The sequence below is a fragment of the Trinickia camelliae genome, from assembly GCF_053525655.1.
Genome location: NZ_JBCHAA010000008.1, coordinates 171,411 through 192,043 on the forward strand (window position 1 = coordinate 171,411; position 20,633 = coordinate 192,043).

The window sequence follows — 20,633 nt, forward strand, 5'->3', positions numbered from 1 at the left end:
CAGGTTCCTTTGCGCGCCATGCGTTTGTGTCTTTGACTTTTAAGCGCGGCTCGGCCGGTTACTCCGGCTTCTTATGCCGCGCGCCGTGACGGCGTTCCGCTCGTCAAGCCTTGGGGGTGTCGGTCGTGTAATTCGCCATCAACTCGAGCGCGCGAACGATCGCCGAGTGATCCCACGCCTTGCCGCCCTGCGCCGCACACGCATTGAAAAGCTGCTGCGTGCCGGCGGTATTGGGCAAGGCCATGCCAAGGCTGCGCGCGCAATCGAGCGCGAGATTGAGGTCCTTCTGGTGCAGCTCGATGCGAAAGCCCGGATCGAAAGTGCGCTTGATCATGCGTTCGCCGTGCACCTCGAGCACGCGCGACGATGCAAAGCCGCCCATCAGCGCTTCGCGCACCTTGGCCGGATCGGCGCCCGCCTTGGCGGCGAACAGCAGCGCCTCGCCAACCGCCTCGATGTTGAGCGCGACGATGATCTGATTGGCGACCTTGGCGGTCTGACCGTCGCCGTTGCCGCCGACCAGCGTGATGTTCTTGCCCATCAGCTCGAAGAGCGGCTTGGCGCGCTCGAACGCGGCTTGCGGGCCGCCCACCATGATCGTGAGCGTCGCCGCCTTCGCGCCGACCTCGCCGCCCGACACCGGCGCGTCGAGATAGTCGCAGCCCAGCGCGTTGATCTTCTTCGCGAACGCTTGTGTCTCGATCGGCGAGATCGAGCTCATGTCGATCACGAGCTTGCCGGGCGTGAGGCCCGCGGCGACGCCGTTTTCGCCGAAAAGGGCGTCAGCGACGTTGGGCGTGTCGGGCACCATCGTGATGACGATGTCGGCGGCCTGGGCGACCGCCTTCGCGCTGTCGCAAGCGGTCGCGCCGGCCGCCACCAGCTCGGCGGGGACCGTGCGGCGCGTGTAGGCGAACAGCTGATGCCCGCCTTTTTGCAGGTTCAGTGCCATCGGGGTGCCCATGATCCCGAGCCCGATAAAGCCGATCTTGCTCATGCTAAGAATCCTTGTGACCTCCAGTCACCGTGAAGTGCCGCTCACGCGGCCGGTTGAAGATAGTCCGCAGCCCAGCCGAGGCCGGCGGCGGTCGTCGACGCAGGCTTGTACTCGCAACCCACCCAGCCGCCGTAGCCGATGCGGTCGAGGTGGGCAAACAGGAACGGATAGTTGATCTCGCCGGTTCCGGGTTCGTTGCGGCCTGGGTTGTCGGCAAGCTGGATGTGCGCGATGCGGGGCAGGTGCTTGGCGATGGTCGCGGCCAGCTCGCCCTCCATGCGCTGCATGTGATAGATGTCGTATTGCAGGTAGACGTTGTCGCTGCCGCTCGCGGCGATCAGATCGAGCGCCTGCTGTGTGCCGCAAACATAGAAGCCGGGGATGTCATAGGTGTTGATCGGCTCGATCAGCAGGCGGATGCCGGCGGCGGCCAGTTCGGACGCGGCGAACTTGACGTTGGCCACGAAGGTGTCGCGAATTGTGTCCGCCGCGACGCCGGCCGGAGCGATGCCCGCGAGCACGTTCAATTGCTTGCAGCCGAGCGCCCGAGCGTACTCGATTGCTTTTCCGACCCCGTCCTGGAATTCGCCCACCCGATCCGGCAGGCACGCAATGCCGCGCTCGCCGCCCGCCCAGTCGCCTGCGGGCAAGTTGTGAAGGACTTGTGTCAAGCCGTGCTGGCCCAGCAGATCGCCTAGCTGGGATTTGTCGTATGCGTAGGGAAAGAGGTATTCGACGCCTTTGAAGCCGGCACGGGCGGCCGCTGCGAAGCGGTCCGGAAAGTCGGCCTCGCCGAACAGCATCGTGAGGTTCGCGCAGAATTTCGTCATGGGATGTCTCGCTGCAAACGTGCCGCCAGCCGGGTAGGGCAGATGGGCTGCCGTCCCGCTCGCGATGTAAGGCATCATCGCTTTCTGTCGGGAAAGTTGTCAAGCAAGTGTGATAAAAATTGGGGCTTTCCCTGATGTGAGCACAACCCGCTCGCTTGACCTGACCAATGTTGTATAGCAACAATGAAAACGGTCGGCGCGATCTGACATCGCGTCGATCGTTTTTGTCTTAAGGACCCGTTGGGAGGAGAACTGGATGGCAATGGAAGCAGCGGCAAGCGCGGGCCCGAGCCTGCGCGCCGAGCGTGTGGAAGCCGCGGGCGCGACGCCCGCGCTGGTCGGCGAGAGCCCCGTGTGGCATGCGCAGCAGCAAGCGCTTTACTGGGTCGACATCCCGCGGCAAAAGATCATCCGCATGCAACCGGATGCGGGCACGCGGACCGAATGGGTGTTGCCGGAACGCGTCGCGTGTTTTGCGTTCGGCGCCGCCGGCGGATTGATCGCGGGTCTGGAAACGGGGCTCTTTTCGGTGACGCTTCCGGAAGGCGGCGCGGCTGATGGCAGCCAAGCGGCTGAGGTGAGAAAGCTGGCCGCGCCCGAGTTCGCGCTGCCCAACATGCGCTTCAACGATGGGCGCTGCGATCGCGAGGGGCGCTTCTGGGCCGGCACGATGTTTCAGGACACCACGGCGGCGCGGCCCGTCGGCGGTCTGTTCCGGTTCGACACGTCGGGCAGGCTGTCCGCGCCGGTCGTCGATGCGCTGATCGTCCAGAACGGGCTCGCGTGGTCGCCTGACGGCCGCACGATGTATCTATCGGACTCGCACACCTCGAAGCGCGTGATCTGGGCATTCGACTACGACGGCGAAACGGGCGAGCCGAGCCGCCGCCGTGTGTTCGCCGATTTGCACGACTACGTGGGCCGCCCCGACGGCGCGGCGATCGACGTGCACGGCTGCTACTGGATCTGCGCCAACGACGCCGGCCGCGTGCTGCGCTTCACGCCGCAGGGCAAGCTCGACCGGCAGATCGAATTGCCGGCCATGAAACCCGCGATGTGCGCGTTCGGCGGCCGCGATCTCGACACGTTGTTCATCACGTCGATCCGGCCGGATCAAGGCGCAACTGAGCACGACGGGCATGTGTTCGCGGTCCGTCCTGGCGTGTCGGGGTGTGCGGAGACGGCATACGGCGGGGTGCTTTGAAGGCGGGCGAAGCGTCGGCATGACTTGCGCACCACGGCGCGCTTCGCCTTGAACGGATGTATCGAATGGATTTGTTCGGCAAGTCGACCAATGTTGTTTGACAACATTTCAAGGGCGGTGCTACCTTTGAGCCTGTCCGAAAACACAATCCGGTACGAGACCTCATGAATGTGTCCCCAATCGTCGAGAGCGAGTTCGCCTCGACCGTCATGGCGGTGCCGCCTCTTGCGCGCCGCGCTGACCTGTCGCTCGACGTCGCCGAGAATCAAAAGCTGATCCGCCATATCGAGCGCGGCGGCGTGCGTACGCTGCTCTACGGCGGCAACGCGAACTTCTACCACGTCGCGGTGAGCGAGTATCGCGAGTTGCTTGACATGCTGGCGGAGAGCGCCGGGCCCGAAACCCGGGTGATTCCGTCGATCGGCCCCGACTTCGGCAAGATGCTCGATCAAGCGCGCATCCTCTCCCAAACCGCGTATCGCACGGCCATGGTGCTGCCGCTCGCGGGCTTCACGACGCCCGAAGGCGTCGAGGCGGGGCTCAAGCGAATCGCGGACACCGCGGGCATTCCGCTCACGCTTTACGTCAAGAGCGAGAGCTACGTCGACATCGATACGCTCGCGCGCCTCGTCGATGGCGGCACGCTGGCCGCCGTGAAGTACGCGATCGTGCGCGAGAACCCGGCGGACGATCCTTATCTGCGCCGTCTGCTGCAGAGCGTGAACCCGGCGCGCGTCGTGTCGGGGATGGGCGAGCGTCCGGCGCTGACTCACCTGCGCGACTTCGGCCTCGCGGCGTGGACGACGGGTTCCGGCTGCATTGCGCCGCGCTCGGTCGCCGAGTTGCTGCGCGCGGCGCGCGAAGGGCGCGACGCCGACGCCCAGCGCCTCTACGACGCCTTCATGCCGCTCGAAACGCTGCGCGACGAGATTTCGCTGATCCGCGTCCTGCACGACGCCGTGACGTTCTCGGGCCTCGCCGACATGGGCGCGATGCTGCCGCTGCTCAGCACGACGCCGCAAGAGCATCACGCGGCGGTCCGCGCGGCGGCGCAGGCGTTGTTAGACTTCGAGCGGAGCGTCGTGGCGGAAAGTTGCGACGCCTGACATCGACTAAAAGAAGGGGACGCGATGCAAATTACAGGTGAAATGTTGTTAGGCGCTTCGGCGGTACGAGGCGCGCAAGGGACGCTGCGCGCGTTCGATCCGGCGCGCAATCAGGAGATCGAGCCCGTGTTCGGCGCGGGCGGCGCAGCGGATGTCGCGCGTGCCTGTGAGCTGGCGGCGCACGCGTTCGATGCGTTTCGCGCGGCCCCGCTCGAAGCGCGCGCGCGTCTGCTCGAATCGATTGCCGACAATATCCTGGCGTTGGGCGATGCGCTGATCGAGCGCGCCCATATCGAATCGGCCTTGCCGAAGGCGCGTCTCGAAGGCGAGCGCGGCCGCACGGTCGGACAGTTGAAGCTCTTTGGGTCGCTCGTGCGCGACGGCCGCTGGTGCGGCGCGGTGCTCGATTCGGCGTTGCCGGAGCGCAAGCCTCTGCCGCGCTCCGATCTGCGTGCGCAGAAGATCGGTTTCGGCCCGGTTGCGGTGTTCGGCGCGAGCAATTTCCCGCTCGCGTTTTCTGTCGCGGGCGGCGATACGGCCTCGGCGCTCGCGGCGGGGTGTCCGGTGGTCGTGAAGGCGCATCCGGCTCACTTGGGCACATCGGAGCTGGTCGGCCGGGCCATCCAGAAGGCCGTCGCCGACAGCGGTTTGCCCGAGGGCGTGTTCTCGCTCTTGATCGGCGCGGGTAACGAAGTGGGCGAGGCGCTCGTCGCGCATCCGGCGATCAAGGCAGTCGGCTTCACGGGTTCGCGCCGCGGCGGTCTTGCCTTGGTCGGCATCGCCGCACGCCGCAAGGAGCCGATTCCGGTCTATGCGGAGATGAGCAGCGTCAATCCGGTGTTCCTGCTCCCGGCCGCATTGGCCGCGCGAGGCGAGGCGATCGCTCAAGGGTTCGTCGATTCGCTCACGCTCGGCGTCGGCCAGTTCTGCACCAATCCCGGCTTGTTGATCGCACTCGAAAGCGCCGAGCTCGACCGCTTCGTCGACGCGGCGGCACGCGGCCTCACGCAGAAAACCGCACAGACGATGTTGACCGCGGGCATCGCTGCCGCCTACCAGGACGGGATCGACGCGCGCGCGGAAACGGCCGACGTGACGCGCGTAGCCGACGGCGCGTCAAGCGACGCGCACTGCGCAGCACGCGCCGCGCTCTTTCGCACGACTGCCGCGCAATTCCTCGCGAACGAGCATTTGCAGGACGAGATTTTCGGGCCCTCGTCGTTGATCGTCGCGTGCCGCGACGTGGACGAGTTGTCGCGCGTCGCCGAGCATCTGGAAGGGCAGTTGACCGCCACGCTCCAGATCGATCGCGAGGACTACGCGCTCGCGCAGCGCCTCTTGCCGACGCTCGAACGCAAGGCGGGGCGCATCCTCGCGAATGGTTTTCCGACCGGCGTCGAGGTGTCGTACGCGATGGTCCACGGCGGCCCGTTCCCCGCGACCTCCGACGCCCGCACGACTTCGGTCGGCTCGATGGCGATCGAGCGATTTTTGCGGCCTGTCTGCTATCAGGACTTGCCGGCGGAGCTGCTGCCCGAAGCGCTGCGCGACGACAACCCGCTGGGCCTCTGGCGTCTGCGCGACGGGGAACTCGAGCGCCGCTGAATTTTCTGGAGCAATCGAAGTGAGCACGAAGAGAAAGACACCCGAGGAACTGCGCAGCCATCGCTGGTATGGCGTCAACGACCTGCGCTCGTTCGGCCATCGTTCGCGCACCGCGCAGATGGGCTACAGCCGCGAGGAGTTTGCGGGCAAGCCGGTGATCGCGATCCTCAATACGTGGAGCGAGATCAATCCGTGCCACACGCACTTCAAGCAGCGCGTGGAAGAGGTCAAGCGCGGCATCTGGCAGGCGGGCGGCTTCCCGATCGAGCTGCCGGTGCAGACGCTCTCCGAACCGTTCCAGAAACCGACCACGATGCTCTATCGCAACTTCCTCGCGATGGAAGTCGAGGAGACGCTGCGCTCGTATCCGGCCGATGGCGTCGTGCTGATGGGCGGCTGCGACAAGACCACCCCGGCGCTGCTGATGGGCGCGATCTCGATGGACTTGCCGGCGATCTTCCTGCCGGCCGGCCCGATGCTCAACGGCAACTGGAACGGCCGCACGCTCGGCTCCGGTTCCGACACCTGGAAGTACTGGGCGGACCTGCGCGCGGGCAACATCACCGAGGACGACTGGAAGGGCGTGGAAGGCGGCATCGCGCGCTCGCCGGGCCACTGCATGACGATGGGCACCGCCTCGACGATGACGAGCGCCGCCGAAGCGCTCGGCTTCACCTTGCCGGGTTTCGCCTCGATTCCGGCCGCCGATTCGCGCCACGCGCAGATGTCCGCGAAAACGGGGATGCGCATCGTCGAGATGGTGTGGGAAGACTTGAAGCCATCCGACCTCATCACGGCAGGCTCAGTCGATAACGCGGTGACGACGTGCCTTGCTCTGTCGGGCTCGACCAACGCGATCGTGCACATGATCGCGCTCGCGCGCCGCGCGGGCATCGACCTCACGCTCGGCCGCTACGACAACATCTCGCGCCGCACGCCGGTGCTCGCGAATATCCGTCCGACCGGCAAATACCTGATGGAAGACTTCTACTACGCGGGCGGCTTGCGCGCGATGTTGAAGGAGCTGGGCGATCTGATCGACGGTACGCAGCGCACGGTGAACGGCAAGACGCTCGCCGAAAACATCGCCGATGCGGAAATCTTCAACGACGAAGTGATCCTGCGCCGCAACGCGCCGCTGATGCCGGATACGGGGCTGGCCGTCCTGCGCGGCAATCTCGCGCCGGATGGCGCGGTGATCAAGCCGGGCGCGGCCGAGGCTCGGCTGCATGTGCACACCGGTCGCGCCGTGGTGTTCAAGGACTACAACGATATGTCGGCGCGCATCGACGACGAAGCGCTCGACGTCGACGAAAACAGCGTGATCGTGCTGCAGCACGCGGGGCCGATCGGCGCGCCGGGCATGCCGGAGTGGGGGCAGTTGCCGATTCCGAAGAAGCTGCTGCAAAAGGGCGTGCGCGACATGCTGCGCATTTCAGACGCGCGCATGAGCGGTACGAGCTACGGCGCGTGCGTGCTGCACGTGGCGCCCGAATCGTTCATCGGCGGGCCGCTGGCGCTCGTCAAGGACGGCGATCTGATCGAGCTCGACGTGCCGGCCCGCAAGCTGAACGTGCTGATCTCCGACGAGGAACTCGCGCGCCGCAAGGCCGCGTGGGTGGCCCCGGCGCCGCGCTTCACGCGCGGCTACGGCGCGATGCACCAGATCCACGTGATGCAGGCCGACAAGGGCTGCGACTTCGATTTCCTGCAGCGCGAAGGAGCGGGCCAATGCGGCGCCGGCGGTCAAGCCGGGGAGCCGGAAATTCATTGATTCGGAAGTGTGTCCGCTTGGGCGAGGGAATCCCAAGCGGACGCGATAGCGCAGTAACCGGCTGCAGCGACGGACAGGCCCACGGGCAGGTCGAGCGTCAGATCAGGGTCGTTCCGGAATCTAGTGGTCTTGCGGATTGGCCTGGACGGGTGTCTGTGCAGGTTCACCCGGCGTCGCGTGTGATGTGTCCTCGGGCGTATCGGGTGTCGGCGTAGGCGTCGACCCCGGCTCTTCAACGGGGAGCGCGCCAGGAGCCTGAGCGGCAGCGCTGGCCGCCTCGGACGGAGACGGAAGAATCGGCGGCAGCGCGGCGGGCCCGCCCGAAGCCGCGACGCCTGAAGCCGGAACCGATGCAGGCTCGGCGGTTTCGGCTACGACGGGCGCCGGATTCGTCCGCTGCGGCGAACGCCGGACGGGCGGCGCTTCCGGCTTCGGCTTCGCGCCGAACAGGGCGTCGATCCAGGCACGCAGCTTGTCGCGGAACTGATCGAATGCGCTTGGCTGCGGTTCCGTCATGAACTTCGCGCGCGGATCGACGATCCGTGCGCGCAACGCCCGCTGGAAGAAATCGCCGACGATCGGCAACGCGCTGTGCGCGCCTTGCCCCCAGTAGTCGCTGCCGAGCGTCACGCGGCCGTCGTCGAAGCCGACCCAGGCGCCGGCGACCAGTTGCGGGTCCATCAGGATGAACCACCCGTCCGCATTGTCTTGGGTCGTTCCGGTCTTGCCCGCGACGTCCGCGCGGATGCCGAACCGCGTGCGGATGGCCGAGCCGGTGCCGCGATCGACGACGCTTCGCATGACGTCGATGAGCGTTTGCGTGGCGGCAACCGGCAACGCCCGTTCCGGCGACGCAGGCTCGAACTCGGCCAGCACGTTGCCGTTGTGATCTTCGATGCGGGTGACCATGCGCGGCTCGAGATAGGCGCCATCGTTCGCGATGGTGGCGTAGCCCGAGACCATTTCCTTGAGCGTGACCGGGCTCGTGCCCAGCGCCAGCGACGGCACCGGATTGAGCTCGCTGTCGCGCACCCCCATGGCGCGCGCCACGCGCACGACCTTGGACGGTCCGACGCTTTCCATCAATTGCGCGGTGATGCGGTTGCGCGAGAACGCGAGCGCATCGCGCAGTGTCATCGGGCGGCCGCTCGGCGGCACGTCGTCGTTCGGACGCCAGATTTCGCCACCCGTCAGCGTGATCGCCACCGGTTGATCGATGAAGGTGTCGTCCGGTTTGGCGCCGTCCGCGAAGGCGGCGCCGTAGACGAACGGCTTGAAGGTCGAGCCGGGCTGGCGGCGCGCCTGCTGCACGTGGTCGTAGGGCTCGTCGCCGAAATCGCGGCTGCCGACCCACGCCTTGATTTGTCCATTGCGCGGGTCGATCGCGATGAAGCCCGCCTGCACGTCGTTCTTGTCCTTGCACAGCTTGCGCATGAAGCCGCTGTCGGCGCTCAGCTGCTTGAGCGCCGCCTCGTCGCCTTGTCCCGCGTCTTTCGCCGCGCGATATTCGGGCGTTTCGCGCATGAACGTCTTGAACAGATCGTTGCCCGGCGCACAGCCGGTGCGCGAATTCCACGCCCCGTTCGCGATCGATTGCAGCTGGTTGCCTTGCGAGCTGACCGCCTGGGTCGCCATCGCCTGCAGGCGCGAGTCGATCGTGGTGCGGACCACGAGACCGTCGGAGTAGATGTTGTAGTCGTTGCGATCGGCCCAGGCGATCAGCCACTTGCGCAATTGCTGCGCGAAGTGAGGCGCGGGGCCCGGCGGCTCGACCTGCCGTTCGAAATCGAGGCGCAGCGGCTTCTTTTGCAGCACCGCATACGCGGCGGGCGTGAGCTTGCCGTACTTGACCATTTGCGCGAGCACGGTATTGCGCCGCTGCAACGCGCGCTCGGGGTTCAGCACCGGGTTGTAGTAGCTGTTGCCCTTGAGCATGCCGGTGAGCGTCGCGCTTTCGAGGATGTCGAGCTGGTCGGCCGATTTGCCGAAATAGGTGCGCGCGGCCATCTCGACGCCGTATGCGTTGTAGAGAAACGGCACCGTGTTCAGGTACGTTTCGAGAATCTGTTGCTTGCTGTACACCGCTTCGATCTTGAACGCGGTGATCGCTTCCTTGAGCTTGCGGGTGAGGGTCGGGGCGCGGCCGATCTCGTCGGGATAGAGATTGCGGGCAAGCTGTTGCGTGACGGTCGAGCCGCCCTGGCGATCGCCCGAGAACGTATGCAGCGCCGCCGACGCCGTGCGGCGAAAGTCGATGCCGTGATGCTCGTAGAAACGGTGGTCCTCGGTCGAGATCAGCGCATCCACCATATGCGGCGAGATTTGCGCGAGCGTCACCCAGTCGCGGTTGCTCGGCTTGAATTCGGCGAGCAGCTTGCCGTCTGCCGACATGATCTGCGCGGGCTCATCGACGCGCGCCTTGCGGATGTCCCCGATGCTCGGCGTGAACGGGATCAAGAGCAGCACGTATAGGACGAAGGCCGCGGGGACGGCGGCGATGGCGAGCGCCACGCCGCGCCGCGTGGGGTGGCGCAGGTGGAACAGCGCCGCGGCCAGCGCGCGTTTGAGGAGCGCGCAGCCGGTTGCGGCAAGCGGCTGCAGCCGTGCCGATCCGCTTACGACAGCGGTTGCGATAACGGGTTTGATGCGGGCGAGCCAGGTCGATATATGGCTGCGAACAAGTGAAACGAATCGGCGGCTCACGCGGGCACGGGGTCGGCTGGGAAAGCGTGCATCGTACCAAAACGCGGCGCTGGCGCCGTCCGCCATTCGGGATTCGGCTAAGCAGCGCCGCCACGGCGTTCGCCCAGCGCCTCGCGATCATTTCTTATCGCGCGATATCACGATGGCTGTCTGATTTGTACTATCCGCCAATAGGATTGTTCCTAGTTCCCAGAAAATATATCGTCGCTTTCTGATGTTGAGAGCAGGTCACCACGCCGCCTTCTTAGTTAGCCGCATGTAAGGTGAGATCTCTAGAGAGCGACAATCAATCGCCAAATTCAACGATAAGGATGCCGAATGGATAGAAAAACGAGGAACGGATATGAACAAGGTCTATGGAGTCGTCCGGCATGCCGTGGTCCAAGCTTGGCATGCACTCGCCAATACGGCGCAAGCGCACGGCAAGCGCACTAGAAAATCCGCCGGATTCGCGGCGGTGCTGATCTCGGCGGCAACGGCCGGATCGTCGTTCGCCGGTGAAGCCTGCCAGCCGGAGGACGACAACGAAAACGGCATTTGCGCAGCCGCAGCTTCGCCCGACACGGCCGTGCGTTCAGCGAGCTTGGGCGCCACGCTCGACGACACCTACGTCAAGGTCAACCATGGCGGGCCCGCCGCGACGGCATCCGGAACCAACGCCATCGCCATCGGCAACAACGCGCGGGCGAGTACGGGCGCGGGCAACGTGGCTATCGGCGACAGCGCCTGGGTCAACAACACCGGCGAAGGCGTCATCGTGATCGGACGGAACGCCGTCGTCGGCAGCTCCAAATCCAATCCTGGCGTTACCGGCGAAGGCACGGTTTTGATCGGCGACGGCGCTTATAGCTTCGGCGACGCCAACCTCGTCGCGGGCTACGGCGCTTTCGCGCACAGCGGCGACAGCATCGTGCTTGGCGGCAATGCGATGGCATCGGGAGAGGGCGCGACGGTCGTGGGTTACGACACAACCGTCAGCGCCGCATCGGCCGTCGCGGTTGGCGCGTACGTCTCCCTGTCGTCGCCGAATACCGTGGCAATCGGTACCGGTGCGGCGATCGGCATCAATTCGGCCAACTCGACTGCGATCGGCAACGGGGCCACGGTCAGCGGCGGCACAAATGCGGTTGCGCTCGGCAGCGGCTCCCTCGCGACGCAGAGCAATACGGTATCGGTCGGCAAGGTGGGCGGTGAACGCCGTATCGTCAACGTCAACGACGGCGTGAACGCAACCGATGCGGTCAACGTCCGTCAATTGAAGCTGACCAACGATGCCGTGACCCAGAACACAGTCAACATCGCCGCGAATTCCGCGTCCATCGATGCGCTGGGCAATCGCGTGACGGTGAACGAAGGCGACATCAGCAACCTCCAGTCGATCATGGCCGGACTCGAGAGCGGCTCACTGGGGCTCGTTCAGCAAGACCCGGTAAGCGGCAGCATCACGGTGGCTCAGGGAACGGGCGGGAGCACGGTCAGCTTCGCCGGGACCGGCGGCGCACGCAGGCTGACCAACGTCGCGAACGGCACCGACGATTCGGACGCCGTGACGCTCGCGCAATTGAAGGCGACGGGGCTCGTCGACCCCACGGGCAAAGCGCTGGGCGCGGTCGTGTACGACGATCTGACGCTCGCGAGCGTGACGCTCGGGGGCGTCGGCGGCACGGTGCTCGACAACGTTGCGCCGGGTCTCATTGCGGCAAACAGCATGCAGGCCGTCAACGGCGGGCAGTTCTACACGTTGCAACAGAACGTCGACGGGTGGATGGCGGCGGTGGGCGACCAGATGAGCCACATGGACAGTCGCGTCACCCTCCTCGAACAAAACCCGGCGGCGACCGGCGGCTCCGACGCGACGAACAACGCCGCCGTGACGCCTGCCGACGATTGGGGCAATGCGTCGGGCGCCAACAGCATGGCGGCGGGGCAAACCTCGTCGGCAACGGGCAGCAACAGCACCGCGGCCGGGCAGGGCGCATCCGCGTCGGGCAGCAACGCGACGGCAATCGGACAGGGCTCGTCGGCAACGGGCGCCAATTCGGTTGCGCTGGGCGCGGGGTCGGTGGCCGATCGGGCGCAAGCCGTCTCGGTGGGCTCGGCGGGCAACGAGCGTCAGATCACCAACGTGGCGCCCGGCACGGCGGCAACCGACGCAGTCAACCTGCAGCAGATGAACAACAGCATCAGCAGCGCCCGCAAAGATGCCTTCGGCGGCACCGCGGCCGCAATGGCCGTCGCAGGCCTGCCGCAACCGACGGCTCCCGGCAAGAGCATGGTCTCGGTCGCGGGCTCGGGATACGGCGGGCAGGCGGGCATGGCAATCGGGGTGTCGCACGTGACGCGAGATAACAAGTGGGTGATCAAAGCCTCCGGCAACACCAGCAGCCGAGGCGAATATGGCGTGGTCGCCGGCGGGGGATATCAGTGGTAGGGATAGGCGTTCGCCGGGCGCTGCAGCCGCGTTGAAGCGGATGCAGTGCTTCAATCCGACGCTGCGGCGGTAGCGTCAAACGATTCGCCGGTGTCGCAGCACGCCGCCAATGCATGCATGCGCCGGCCTGCCAGTCAGATCGATTTGACTTCCCCGCCGTCCATTCTCAACGTCGAGCCCGTCATCCAGCGCGCCGCCGGCGACACGACGAACGCCATCAGCTCGGCAATCTCCTCCGGCGTGCCGTAGCGCGCGATACCCGCCTCAGCCGGAAACTTGGCCGTCGCTTCCTCGACGCTCATGTTGTGCAGCGGCGCCCAATGCTCGAGATACGAGCGACGCCGCCCGGTCATCACTGGACCCGGCAGCACGCTGTTGACCTGCACGCCGTCGGCGATGCCGCGATCCGAGAAGGCTTTCGCAAGCGCCACGATCGCCGCGTTGATCGTCCCGACCGCGGCATACGGCGCCTTGGGGAAGAGCGCCGAATTGCCCGACATCAGCACGACCGATCCCGAGCTCGCTTTCAACGACGGCCACGCCGCGATGGTCAGCCGCCGCGCGCCGTGCAGCTTCAGCGCGAGGCCGCGGTCCCATTGCTCGTCGGTCATTTCGAGCACGTCGATCTGCGGCACCGCGCCCGCGATGTTGAGCAAGGCATCGATCCGTCCGAATGCGGCGAGCGTCTGAGCGACGACCTGCTGAGCCGCTGCGGGCTCGGCAAGATCGAGATCGATGACGAGCGTTGCCGCGCCCGCTTTTTCGACTTCGGCGGCGGTCTCTTCCAGGTTCTCGCGGTTGCGCGCGACGAGCACGATCGAATCGAAATCGCGCGCGAGCCGGATGGCGGTCGAGCGGCCGATGCCTTGGCTCGCGCCCGTCACGATGGCGACTTTGGTGGACATATTTCGTCTCCTGATTGCGACAGTAAATGCGGTGTCAGTGCACCACGACCATCTTGCCGCCGGCCTCGTTCGCTTCCATCACACGATGCGCTTCGTGAATTTCATCGAAGCGGAACACGCGCGACGGCTTAGCGTCGAGCCGGCCGGCGGCGACGTCCTCGGCGATTTTTTGCAGCGGCACATCCGACAGCGCAAAACCGGGGGTGCCGAACACGAAGCTGGCGAAGAACGTCAGATGCACCCCGCTCGGCATTTGCGCCAGCGGGTTGAAATCGGCGATCGGCGCGAGGCCGCCGAGCCAGCCCGCCAGACAAGCCCGGCCGCCACGCCGCAACATCGCCAGCGAGTCGAGAACCGTGCTATTGCCGACAAGATCGAGCACCGCGTCGATCTGTTTCGCCTCGGCGATGCGCTTCGAAAGATCCGGCCCTTCGAGCTCGACGCGCGACGCGCCTATCTCTTTGAGCTTCGCAAAGCGCGCTGAAGTGCGCGTCGTTGCGATCACCTTGGCGCCCGCATTCACGGCGAGTTTCACGGCGGCCTGTCCAAACGACGACGTCGCGCCGCGGATGACCACCGTTTGCCCCGCTTTGATCTCGAGATTGCGGAACAGGCACGTCCACGCTGTGGCGTAGGTTTCCGGAATCGCCGCAAGCTCCGCCCACGGCAAATCGGACTCGATCAGCGCCACATTCTCGACGCGCGCCCTGGTGTATTCCGCGTAACTGCCGTTGACGGTCCGCCCGAGGCCGCCCATCAAAGCCGCCACTTTCGCGCCCACCGGAAACTCTCCGCCGGGGCACGATTTCACGATGCCCACGCATTCGATGCCGCTGACGCGGGCCGCTTCGGCCCACTCGCCGCGCCGCATATGCAGCTCGGCATGGTTGAGGCCGAACGCCTTGATTTCGATGACCACGTGACCTTCCAGTGGCTCGGGTTCCGGCAGTTCCGTATAGACGAGGCTATCGATACCGCCGAACTTGTCGAGCACGATTGCACGCATGACTACTCTCCTGCTAATTGATGACAGTGATTACGATGCTGATCGTCGATACGCCGGTCAGCGAATGAGGAAATCCGAAATGGCCGCAGCGATTTCCGCCGCGTGTGTTTCGAGCGCGAAATGGCCGGTATCGAAGAACCGCACGACGGCGTCCGGCATGTCGCGCTTGAATGCCTCCGCGCCTGGGGGCAGGAAGAACGGATCGTTCTTGCCCCATACGGCCAGGAACGGCGGCCGGTGCGTGCGGAAATAGTCCTGAAACGCGGGGTACAGCGCGACGTTGCTTCGATAGTCGCGGAACAGGTCTAGCTGAACTTCGTCCGCGCCTGGGCGGTTCAGATAGAACGCATCGAGCGAGTAGCCGTCGGGCGATACAGACGCCGTATCGGGCACGCCGTGCGTGTATTGCCACACGGTCGTTTCGAGCGTAAGCAGCGCGCGAAGCGCTTCACGATTGGCTGGGGTCGCGTCTTTCCAATACGCGCGGATGGGATTCCAGCCGTCGCTCAACCCCTCTTCATACGCGTTGCCGTTCTGCGAAATGATCGCGGTGATCCGTTCGGGATGCTTGAGCGCAAGGCGGAAACCGGTCGGCGCGCCGTAGTCGAAGACGTAGACCGCGAAGCGATCGAAACCGATCACTTCCGTGAAGCGGTCGATGACGTTGGCGAGGTTGTCGAACGTGTACGCAAAGGTGTCGCGGCTCGGCATGTCGGACTGGCCGAAGCCGGGCAGATCCGGCGCGACGATATGGAAGCGGTCGGCGAGCTTCGGGATCAGGTCGCGGAACATGTGGCTCGAGCTTGGAAACCCGTGCAGGAGCAGGAGCTTAGGTGCTCCGGTACGGCCGGCTTCACGATAGAACACCTTGAAACCGTCGACGTCGGCATGGCGATAAGCAGTGGCAGTCATGGCATCTCTCCAGAGGGAAAAGCGTTGGGAGCTAGATAAATGCGGCGCGCGATTCTCGGCATCGCGGGCCGCGTGTCATTCGCAAAAGGTCGCGAAAAATTAGCGAGAAGAAATCGACCGGATCGCTTCGACGATGACCCCGGTGACCGCGTCGGGAGCCGTGACCATCGGCGTGTGATCGGCTTGGTATGAGCGCACCTGCGCATGCATGCGCTGTGCCGTGAAGTGTTGAGTCGCGGGGTTGATCATGCGGTCCTGCTCCGCCACCAGGAACCAGCTCGGACGATCCCTCCACAGCGGACGTCCAACCGCTTCGCCGATGCACGCCGCCGCAATGGGGCGCTGCACAGCGGCCAGCACCGCCAGCTCTTGCGGCGTTGCGTTTTGAGCGAAGGCGGCTGGGAACGCTTCCTGCGGCAGCCATGCCCGTCCGTGGTGATCTGGCGCGAGTTGCGGTGCTTGGGGATGCGCCTCACCGCGATGGAACACGTCGGCCACCGTTTCTCCCTCGTCAGGCGCAAGCGCGGCGACATAAACCAGCGCCTCGACATTCGAAGCGCGCGTCGCTCCGATCACGGCGCCCGCATACGCATGGCCGACGAGCACCACCGGCCCGTCGATTCGCTCGAGCGTTCGATCAAGCGCCGTGACGTCGTCCCCCAACGACGTGAGCGGCAGCGGAGCCGCGACGGCACGGATGCCCTGTTCATCGAGACGCTCGATCACCTTGCTCCAGCTCGATCCGTCCGCCCATGCGCCATGCACAAGTACCGCGGTCACGTTGCCCAAAACCATGTCTCGCTCCTTTACAGAAAGTGGAGGTTGCGTGTGACGCGTCGTTGCTAGCGCTGCGTCGAGTAACCCGTTTGATGTTGTTTTAAAGGTTACTTATGTGGCGCGTAACTTGTCAAGTGCATTTTTAGGGGTTACAGTGATGTCATCGATATTTCACATTTGTCACCACCCATGGACTACCGCCAGATCCCCGCGATATTTGTGGCCGATGCGCCGGGCCTCGATTTCCTGAACTCGATTGCGACGCCCGTCGATGAAGAAGTCGACTGGATCAGCGATGGCGAAGGCTTGCTCGCCTGGTTGGAGCAGGCGGGGATGGTGCCGGTCGAAGCGCTCGCGGCAATGCGCGCGCAATCCGAGCCGGCCGAGCTCGACGCCGTCGCTGAGCAGGCGCGCGCGCTGCGCGAATGGTTCAGAGGATTTGTGCGGAAGAGAAAGGGCCAGCCGTTGGCGGCCGGTGATTTGCGTGAGCTGGCGCCGTTGAATCAGCTGCTCGAGCGGGACGAGCGATACGGAGAAATCGTCGCTGCAGACACGGACGCGGAATCGACCTTCGAACTCCGCGCGAATCGGCGCTGGAAGTCGCCAGAGTCATTGTTGATGCCGATCGCAGAGGCGCTCGCGAGACTCGTGTGCGACGAGGACTTCACCCACGTGAAAGCCTGCGAAGGTCCGCGCTGCACGTTGATGTTTGCCGATCACACGCGCGGCCACGCGCGCCGCTGGTGCAGCATGGCGATTTGCGGCAATCGCGCGAAGGTTGCGGCTCACCGCCAGCGTCTCAAGGAACGGGCGGCCAACTGAGTTCGACTTACGGCGCCGCAACCGGCACAAAGCAGTAGACCCCGTTCGGATCGAGCACGGGGATCCTCTTTCGCTCAAAGTCTCACAGACGAGACGATGAGTTCCATTTGGACGGATTGTTTATCCGTCGTCCCAAAAATATAGTGACTCCAAGCCCGAGACGTTGATCAACCGACAGCGTGGCCGGGCAGGGAGCCACTCATGGATCGCCGCCAGTTTCTAAACCATACGAATGCCACGCTCGCCGCGACCGTGTTGGCTGCCGCGAGCATCACCGGCGCCACGCGCGCCGCTGCCGCCACCCAATCCTCCCATGGAGACAACACCATGAACTCGATTTCGCCCCGCTTCCTTGAACGCCTGACTCGCGACAACGCCGTCCTGCTGCTCGTCGATCATCAGATCGGCCTCTACAGCGGTGTGCGCGACATCGATACGCTCCAGCTCAAGCACAACGTCGTCGGGCTCGCCAAGGCCGCCGTTGCGCTCAAGGTGCCGGTGATCGTGACCACCACGACGGAAAAAATGTGGGGGCCGTTGATCCCCGAACTGGCCGAAGCGCTGCCTGGCGTCCGGCACATCGAGCGAACCACGGTGAACGCCTGGGACGACAAACGTGTGGTCGAAGCGATCAAAGCCACCGGCCGCAAGAAGCTCATCGTCACCGGCATTTCCACGGACGTCTGTCTCGCGTTTCCGGCCATCTCGGCGATCGCGGACGGCTATTCGAGCTACGCGGTCATCGACGCCTCGGGCGGATTCAGCCAGACACAGGTCGATATGGGCGTGCTCCGTATGCAGCAGGCGGGGGTGATTCCGGTCGGCTACTCGAACGTCGCCGTCGAGATGCTCGCCGACAATGCCGCGCCCGAGGCGCAAGCCGTCTACGCCGCATTGGGTATCCCGTTCGCAGGCCTGGTCTATGGCTTGAAGCAATACTTCTCGCACGGCTAATTTCTGTTTGGCCGCTTCAATGCGGCCAACATTCGACAGACCGATTTTTATCGTGAATTTTTAATGCATTTCGCGTATTCGGCAAATACTTATAACCAAAAAATACAAATCACTTTCTAATCGATAATAAATTTGACGCCCGGCTTTTGGTCTGCTACTTTCCTCAGCACAATTGATTCAGGGCTGGTTGTCGCATTAGTGGATTAATAAACCAATTGCCGGTTTTCATTGATCGACGCATCAATGAATCAAGCTTCGCGTCATCGAAGGCCGGCTTAAAAGGAGGCGGATCGGTCGTGATCGAAGCCTTGTCCCTACATTTGGCACCACTCTCTCCACCCAGACGAAGAGCGGGCGAGCAGGCATGCACGCGCGCCCATCGGCACAGCATTTTCGCTCAGAAAAGCTAAATCCGTATTCTAAATAATAAATAAGCAAATCAAAATCTTCACTGATGAGGAGGGAATCGTGTCGCCATAAATAATTTAAAATAAATCCAGATTTTGATTGTGCTTTTCTCCATCGATTTCCCACAAGGACTGTCTGATCGAATGGAGTTTCCTCAATAATAGTGGAGCCTCTCTAATGTCAAAGAACAAGTATGCCGGCCACCTGATTTCCAAGCGCTTTTCTCTGGCTGTGCTTCCCCTGGCGATCGCGGCAGAACAACTGCCGCTGACCGCTCAGGCGGCGTCCGCCTGGACGGTAACGCGCACCAACGCGTTCCTGCTGTCCGGCGCGCCGAGCACGGCCGCCGCGCAAACCGACGCCACAAGCGTCGCGGCGCCGACCGGCTATGCGCTCAACCTCAACGGCACGCCTGCGCTGACCAATACGGCGGTGACGCCGCTCGAGTTGAGTCAGCCGCTGCATATCACCGTCGTGCTGAAGGGACGCAATGACGAGCAGCTCGATGAGTTCCTGCGCGAGCTCAACGAGCCGGGTAGTGCGAACTTCCACCACTATCTGACCTCGGCGCAGTTCAAGCAGCGCTTCGCGCCGACCGATGCGCAGGTGCAAGCCGTCGTCTCCCACCTGCGTGCCAACGGCTTCAGCAACATTACGGTCTCGGCGAACAACAAGCTCGTGTCGGCCGACGGCAACGCCAACAACGTGCAGGGCGCGTTCAACGCGACGCTCAAGCGCTTCACTTACCGCGGCAAAGCCGTGTACGGCAACGACTCGCTCGCGCAGGTGCCGAGCGAACTCGGCGGCGTCGTGGATGCCGTGCTCGGCCTGCAAAACGCCGAACGGCCGCACCGCCTGATTCACCGCCTGTTGCCGGCCAACGCGCTGATCGATCACACGACAACGCAGGCCACCACCGGCCAACAGGTCGCTCACAAGCCGACCGACTTCGCGCAGATATACGGCGCGAGCAGCTTGCCGGCCGCGACCAACACGACGGTGGGCATCATCACCTGGGGGGACATGACGCAAACCATCTCGGACCTGAACCAGTTCACACAAAGCGCGGGGCTGGCCACGGTGAACACGGCGGTCGTGCCCGGCGGCAGCGGCACGCTAGCCAATGATGGCGATCCGGCCGAATGGGACCTCGACAGCCAGGACATCATCGGCGTATCGGGCGGCGTGAAGCAGCTGATCTTCTATGCGGCGATCAACGGCGACAGCAGCGACAGCGGCCTGACCGACGCCACCTTGACGCAGGCCTACAACACGGCGACGACCGACAACGTGGCGAAAGTCATCAACGTCTCGCTTGGCGAAGACGAAGGCTCGGCCAGCGCGGACGGCTCGCTCGCCGCCAACGACGCGGTGTTCAAGCAAGCCGCGGCGCAAGGCCAGATCTTCTCGATCGCGGCAGGCGATGCCGGTGTCTATCAGTGGTCGTACTCGCCGCAAGGCGCGCCGGGCTACATCGGCAATTACAACAGCACGGGCACGAGGATCACGACCAAGATCACCATGTCGAAATATGGCGTGTCCTCGCCGGCGAGTTCGCCGTATGTGGTGGCGGTCGGCGGCACGACGCTGGCGACGACGGGCACGACCGCCTGGGCGGGCGAGACGGTCTGGAACGAGGGGGCCGCTTACGCCGATCTCGACGCGAACGGCAACCCTGTCGACAACGCGGCGCGCATCTGGGCGACGGGCGGCGGCGTCAGCGCATACGAAACGGCGCCATCCTGGCAAACGGCCGCGCTGGGCTCGTCGATCACGAAGCGGGTCTTGCCGGACGTGGCGTTCGATGCGGCATCGTCGACGGGCGCACTGATCGTCATCGACGGCCAGGCGAACCAGCAGGTGGGCGGCACGAGCCTCGCGTCGCCGATCTTCGTCGGCGGCTTCGCACGTGTCGAATCGGCGCATAACAACAGCATCGGCCTGCCGACGTCCGGTTTCTATCAAACGTTCCCGGGCAATACGACGCTTCTGCACGACGTGACGTCCGGCAGCAACAACGGCTACAGCACCTATGGCTATAAGCCGGGGACTGGCTGGGACTACGACACGGGCTTCGGCAGCCTGCAATTCTCGAAGCTGAGCGGCACGTACTAAGCGAGTGGCCTTGGGCGTGGTTCACGGAATTTCGTCATGCCGCTTTGCGCGTGAGCCGAAAGTGAATCACGCCCTTTTTCACAC

Annotated in this window: 15 protein-coding genes; 8 read left to right on the forward strand and 7 right to left on the reverse strand. The window is 64.5% G+C overall.

Going from position 1 to position 20,633, the window contains the following annotated elements:
* Nucleotides 1-103 precede the first annotated feature (103 nt).
* Both glxR and hyi read right to left on the reverse strand, forming a co-directional pair.
* A complete protein-coding gene (gene glxR / locus AAHK20_RS15650; protein WP_449182383.1) occupies nucleotides 104-997 on the reverse strand; it encodes a 2-hydroxy-3-oxopropionate reductase in 894 nt (297 codons plus the stop codon).
* Nucleotides 998-1,038: 41 nt separating this feature from the next.
* A complete protein-coding gene (gene hyi, locus AAHK20_RS15655; RefSeq protein ID WP_449182384.1) occupies nucleotides 1,039-1,827 on the reverse strand; it encodes a hydroxypyruvate isomerase in 789 nt (262 codons plus the stop codon).
* A 256-nt stretch (nucleotides 1,828-2,083) separates the two neighbouring features.
* Between hyi and AAHK20_RS15660 the strand changes: the two genes are divergently transcribed.
* The 4 genes from AAHK20_RS15660 (at nucleotide 2,084) to araD (ending at nucleotide 7,516) form a co-directional block, all read left to right on the forward strand.
* Nucleotides 2,084-3,031, forward strand: a complete 948-nt coding sequence (locus AAHK20_RS15660) for an SMP-30/gluconolactonase/LRE family protein (RefSeq protein WP_449182385.1) — start codon at nucleotides 2,084-2,086, stop codon at nucleotides 3,029-3,031.
* Between the two features lie 164 nt (nucleotides 3,032-3,195).
* On the forward strand, nucleotides 3,196-4,137 hold the full coding sequence (locus AAHK20_RS15665) for a dihydrodipicolinate synthase family protein (RefSeq protein WP_449182386.1): 942 nt from the start codon (nucleotides 3,196-3,198) through the stop codon (nucleotides 4,135-4,137).
* 24 nt (nucleotides 4,138-4,161) lie between these two features.
* The gene (locus tag AAHK20_RS15670) at nucleotides 4,162-5,742 is read left to right on the forward strand and encodes an aldehyde dehydrogenase (NADP(+)) (RefSeq protein ID WP_449182387.1); all 1,581 of its coding nucleotides are present in this window, start codon (nucleotides 4,162-4,164) and stop codon (nucleotides 5,740-5,742) included.
* A gap of 13 nt (nucleotides 5,743-5,755) precedes the next feature.
* On the forward strand, nucleotides 5,756-7,516 hold the full coding sequence (gene araD / locus AAHK20_RS15675; protein ID WP_449182489.1) for an L-arabinonate dehydratase: 1,761 nt from the start codon (nucleotides 5,756-5,758) through the stop codon (nucleotides 7,514-7,516).
* A gap of 120 nt (nucleotides 7,517-7,636) precedes the next feature.
* On the opposite strand, the gene AAHK20_RS15680 is transcribed toward araD, so the two are convergent.
* On the reverse strand, nucleotides 7,637-10,219 hold the full coding sequence (locus AAHK20_RS15680; RefSeq protein ID WP_449182388.1) for a penicillin-binding protein 1A: 2,583 nt from the start codon (nucleotides 10,217-10,219) through the stop codon (nucleotides 7,637-7,639).
* Between the two features lie 343 nt (nucleotides 10,220-10,562).
* On the opposite strand from AAHK20_RS15680, the gene AAHK20_RS15685 reads away from it, so the two are divergent.
* Nucleotides 10,563-12,650, forward strand: coding sequence for a YadA family autotransporter adhesin (locus AAHK20_RS15685; protein ID WP_449182389.1), 2,088 nt, complete (start codon nucleotides 10,563-10,565; stop codon nucleotides 12,648-12,650).
* 134 nt (nucleotides 12,651-12,784) lie between these two features.
* Here AAHK20_RS15685 and AAHK20_RS15690 read toward each other — a convergent pair whose 3' ends face one another.
* From AAHK20_RS15690 to AAHK20_RS15705, 4 genes are all read right to left on the reverse strand, one after another.
* Complete coding sequence (locus AAHK20_RS15690; RefSeq protein WP_449182390.1) at nucleotides 12,785-13,555, reverse strand: SDR family oxidoreductase; 771 nt, start codon at nucleotides 13,553-13,555, stop codon at nucleotides 12,785-12,787.
* 34 nt (nucleotides 13,556-13,589) lie between these two features.
* On the reverse strand, nucleotides 13,590-14,561 hold the full coding sequence (locus AAHK20_RS15695) for a zinc-binding alcohol dehydrogenase family protein (protein WP_449182391.1): 972 nt from the start codon (nucleotides 14,559-14,561) through the stop codon (nucleotides 13,590-13,592).
* A gap of 57 nt (nucleotides 14,562-14,618) precedes the next feature.
* Complete coding sequence (locus AAHK20_RS15700; RefSeq protein WP_449182392.1) at nucleotides 14,619-15,473, reverse strand: alpha/beta fold hydrolase; 855 nt, start codon at nucleotides 15,471-15,473, stop codon at nucleotides 14,619-14,621.
* Nucleotides 15,474-15,572: 99 nt separating this feature from the next.
* Nucleotides 15,573-16,268, reverse strand: coding sequence for an alpha/beta fold hydrolase (locus AAHK20_RS15705; protein WP_449182393.1), 696 nt, complete (start codon nucleotides 16,266-16,268; stop codon nucleotides 15,573-15,575).
* Between the two features lie 171 nt (nucleotides 16,269-16,439).
* Between AAHK20_RS15705 and AAHK20_RS15710 the strand changes: the two genes are divergently transcribed.
* The 3 genes from AAHK20_RS15710 (at nucleotide 16,440) to AAHK20_RS15720 (ending at nucleotide 20,549) form a co-directional block, all read left to right on the forward strand.
* The gene (locus AAHK20_RS15710) at nucleotides 16,440-17,072 is read left to right on the forward strand and encodes a CGNR zinc finger domain-containing protein (protein ID WP_449182490.1); all 633 of its coding nucleotides are present in this window, start codon (nucleotides 16,440-16,442) and stop codon (nucleotides 17,070-17,072) included.
* A gap of 201 nt (nucleotides 17,073-17,273) precedes the next feature.
* Nucleotides 17,274-18,026, forward strand: a complete 753-nt coding sequence (locus AAHK20_RS15715; RefSeq protein WP_449182394.1) for an isochorismatase family protein — start codon at nucleotides 17,274-17,276, stop codon at nucleotides 18,024-18,026.
* A gap of 585 nt (nucleotides 18,027-18,611) precedes the next feature.
* The gene (locus AAHK20_RS15720) at nucleotides 18,612-20,549 is read left to right on the forward strand and encodes a S53 family peptidase (protein WP_449182395.1); all 1,938 of its coding nucleotides are present in this window, start codon (nucleotides 18,612-18,614) and stop codon (nucleotides 20,547-20,549) included.
* Nucleotides 20,550-20,633 lie beyond the last annotated feature (84 nt).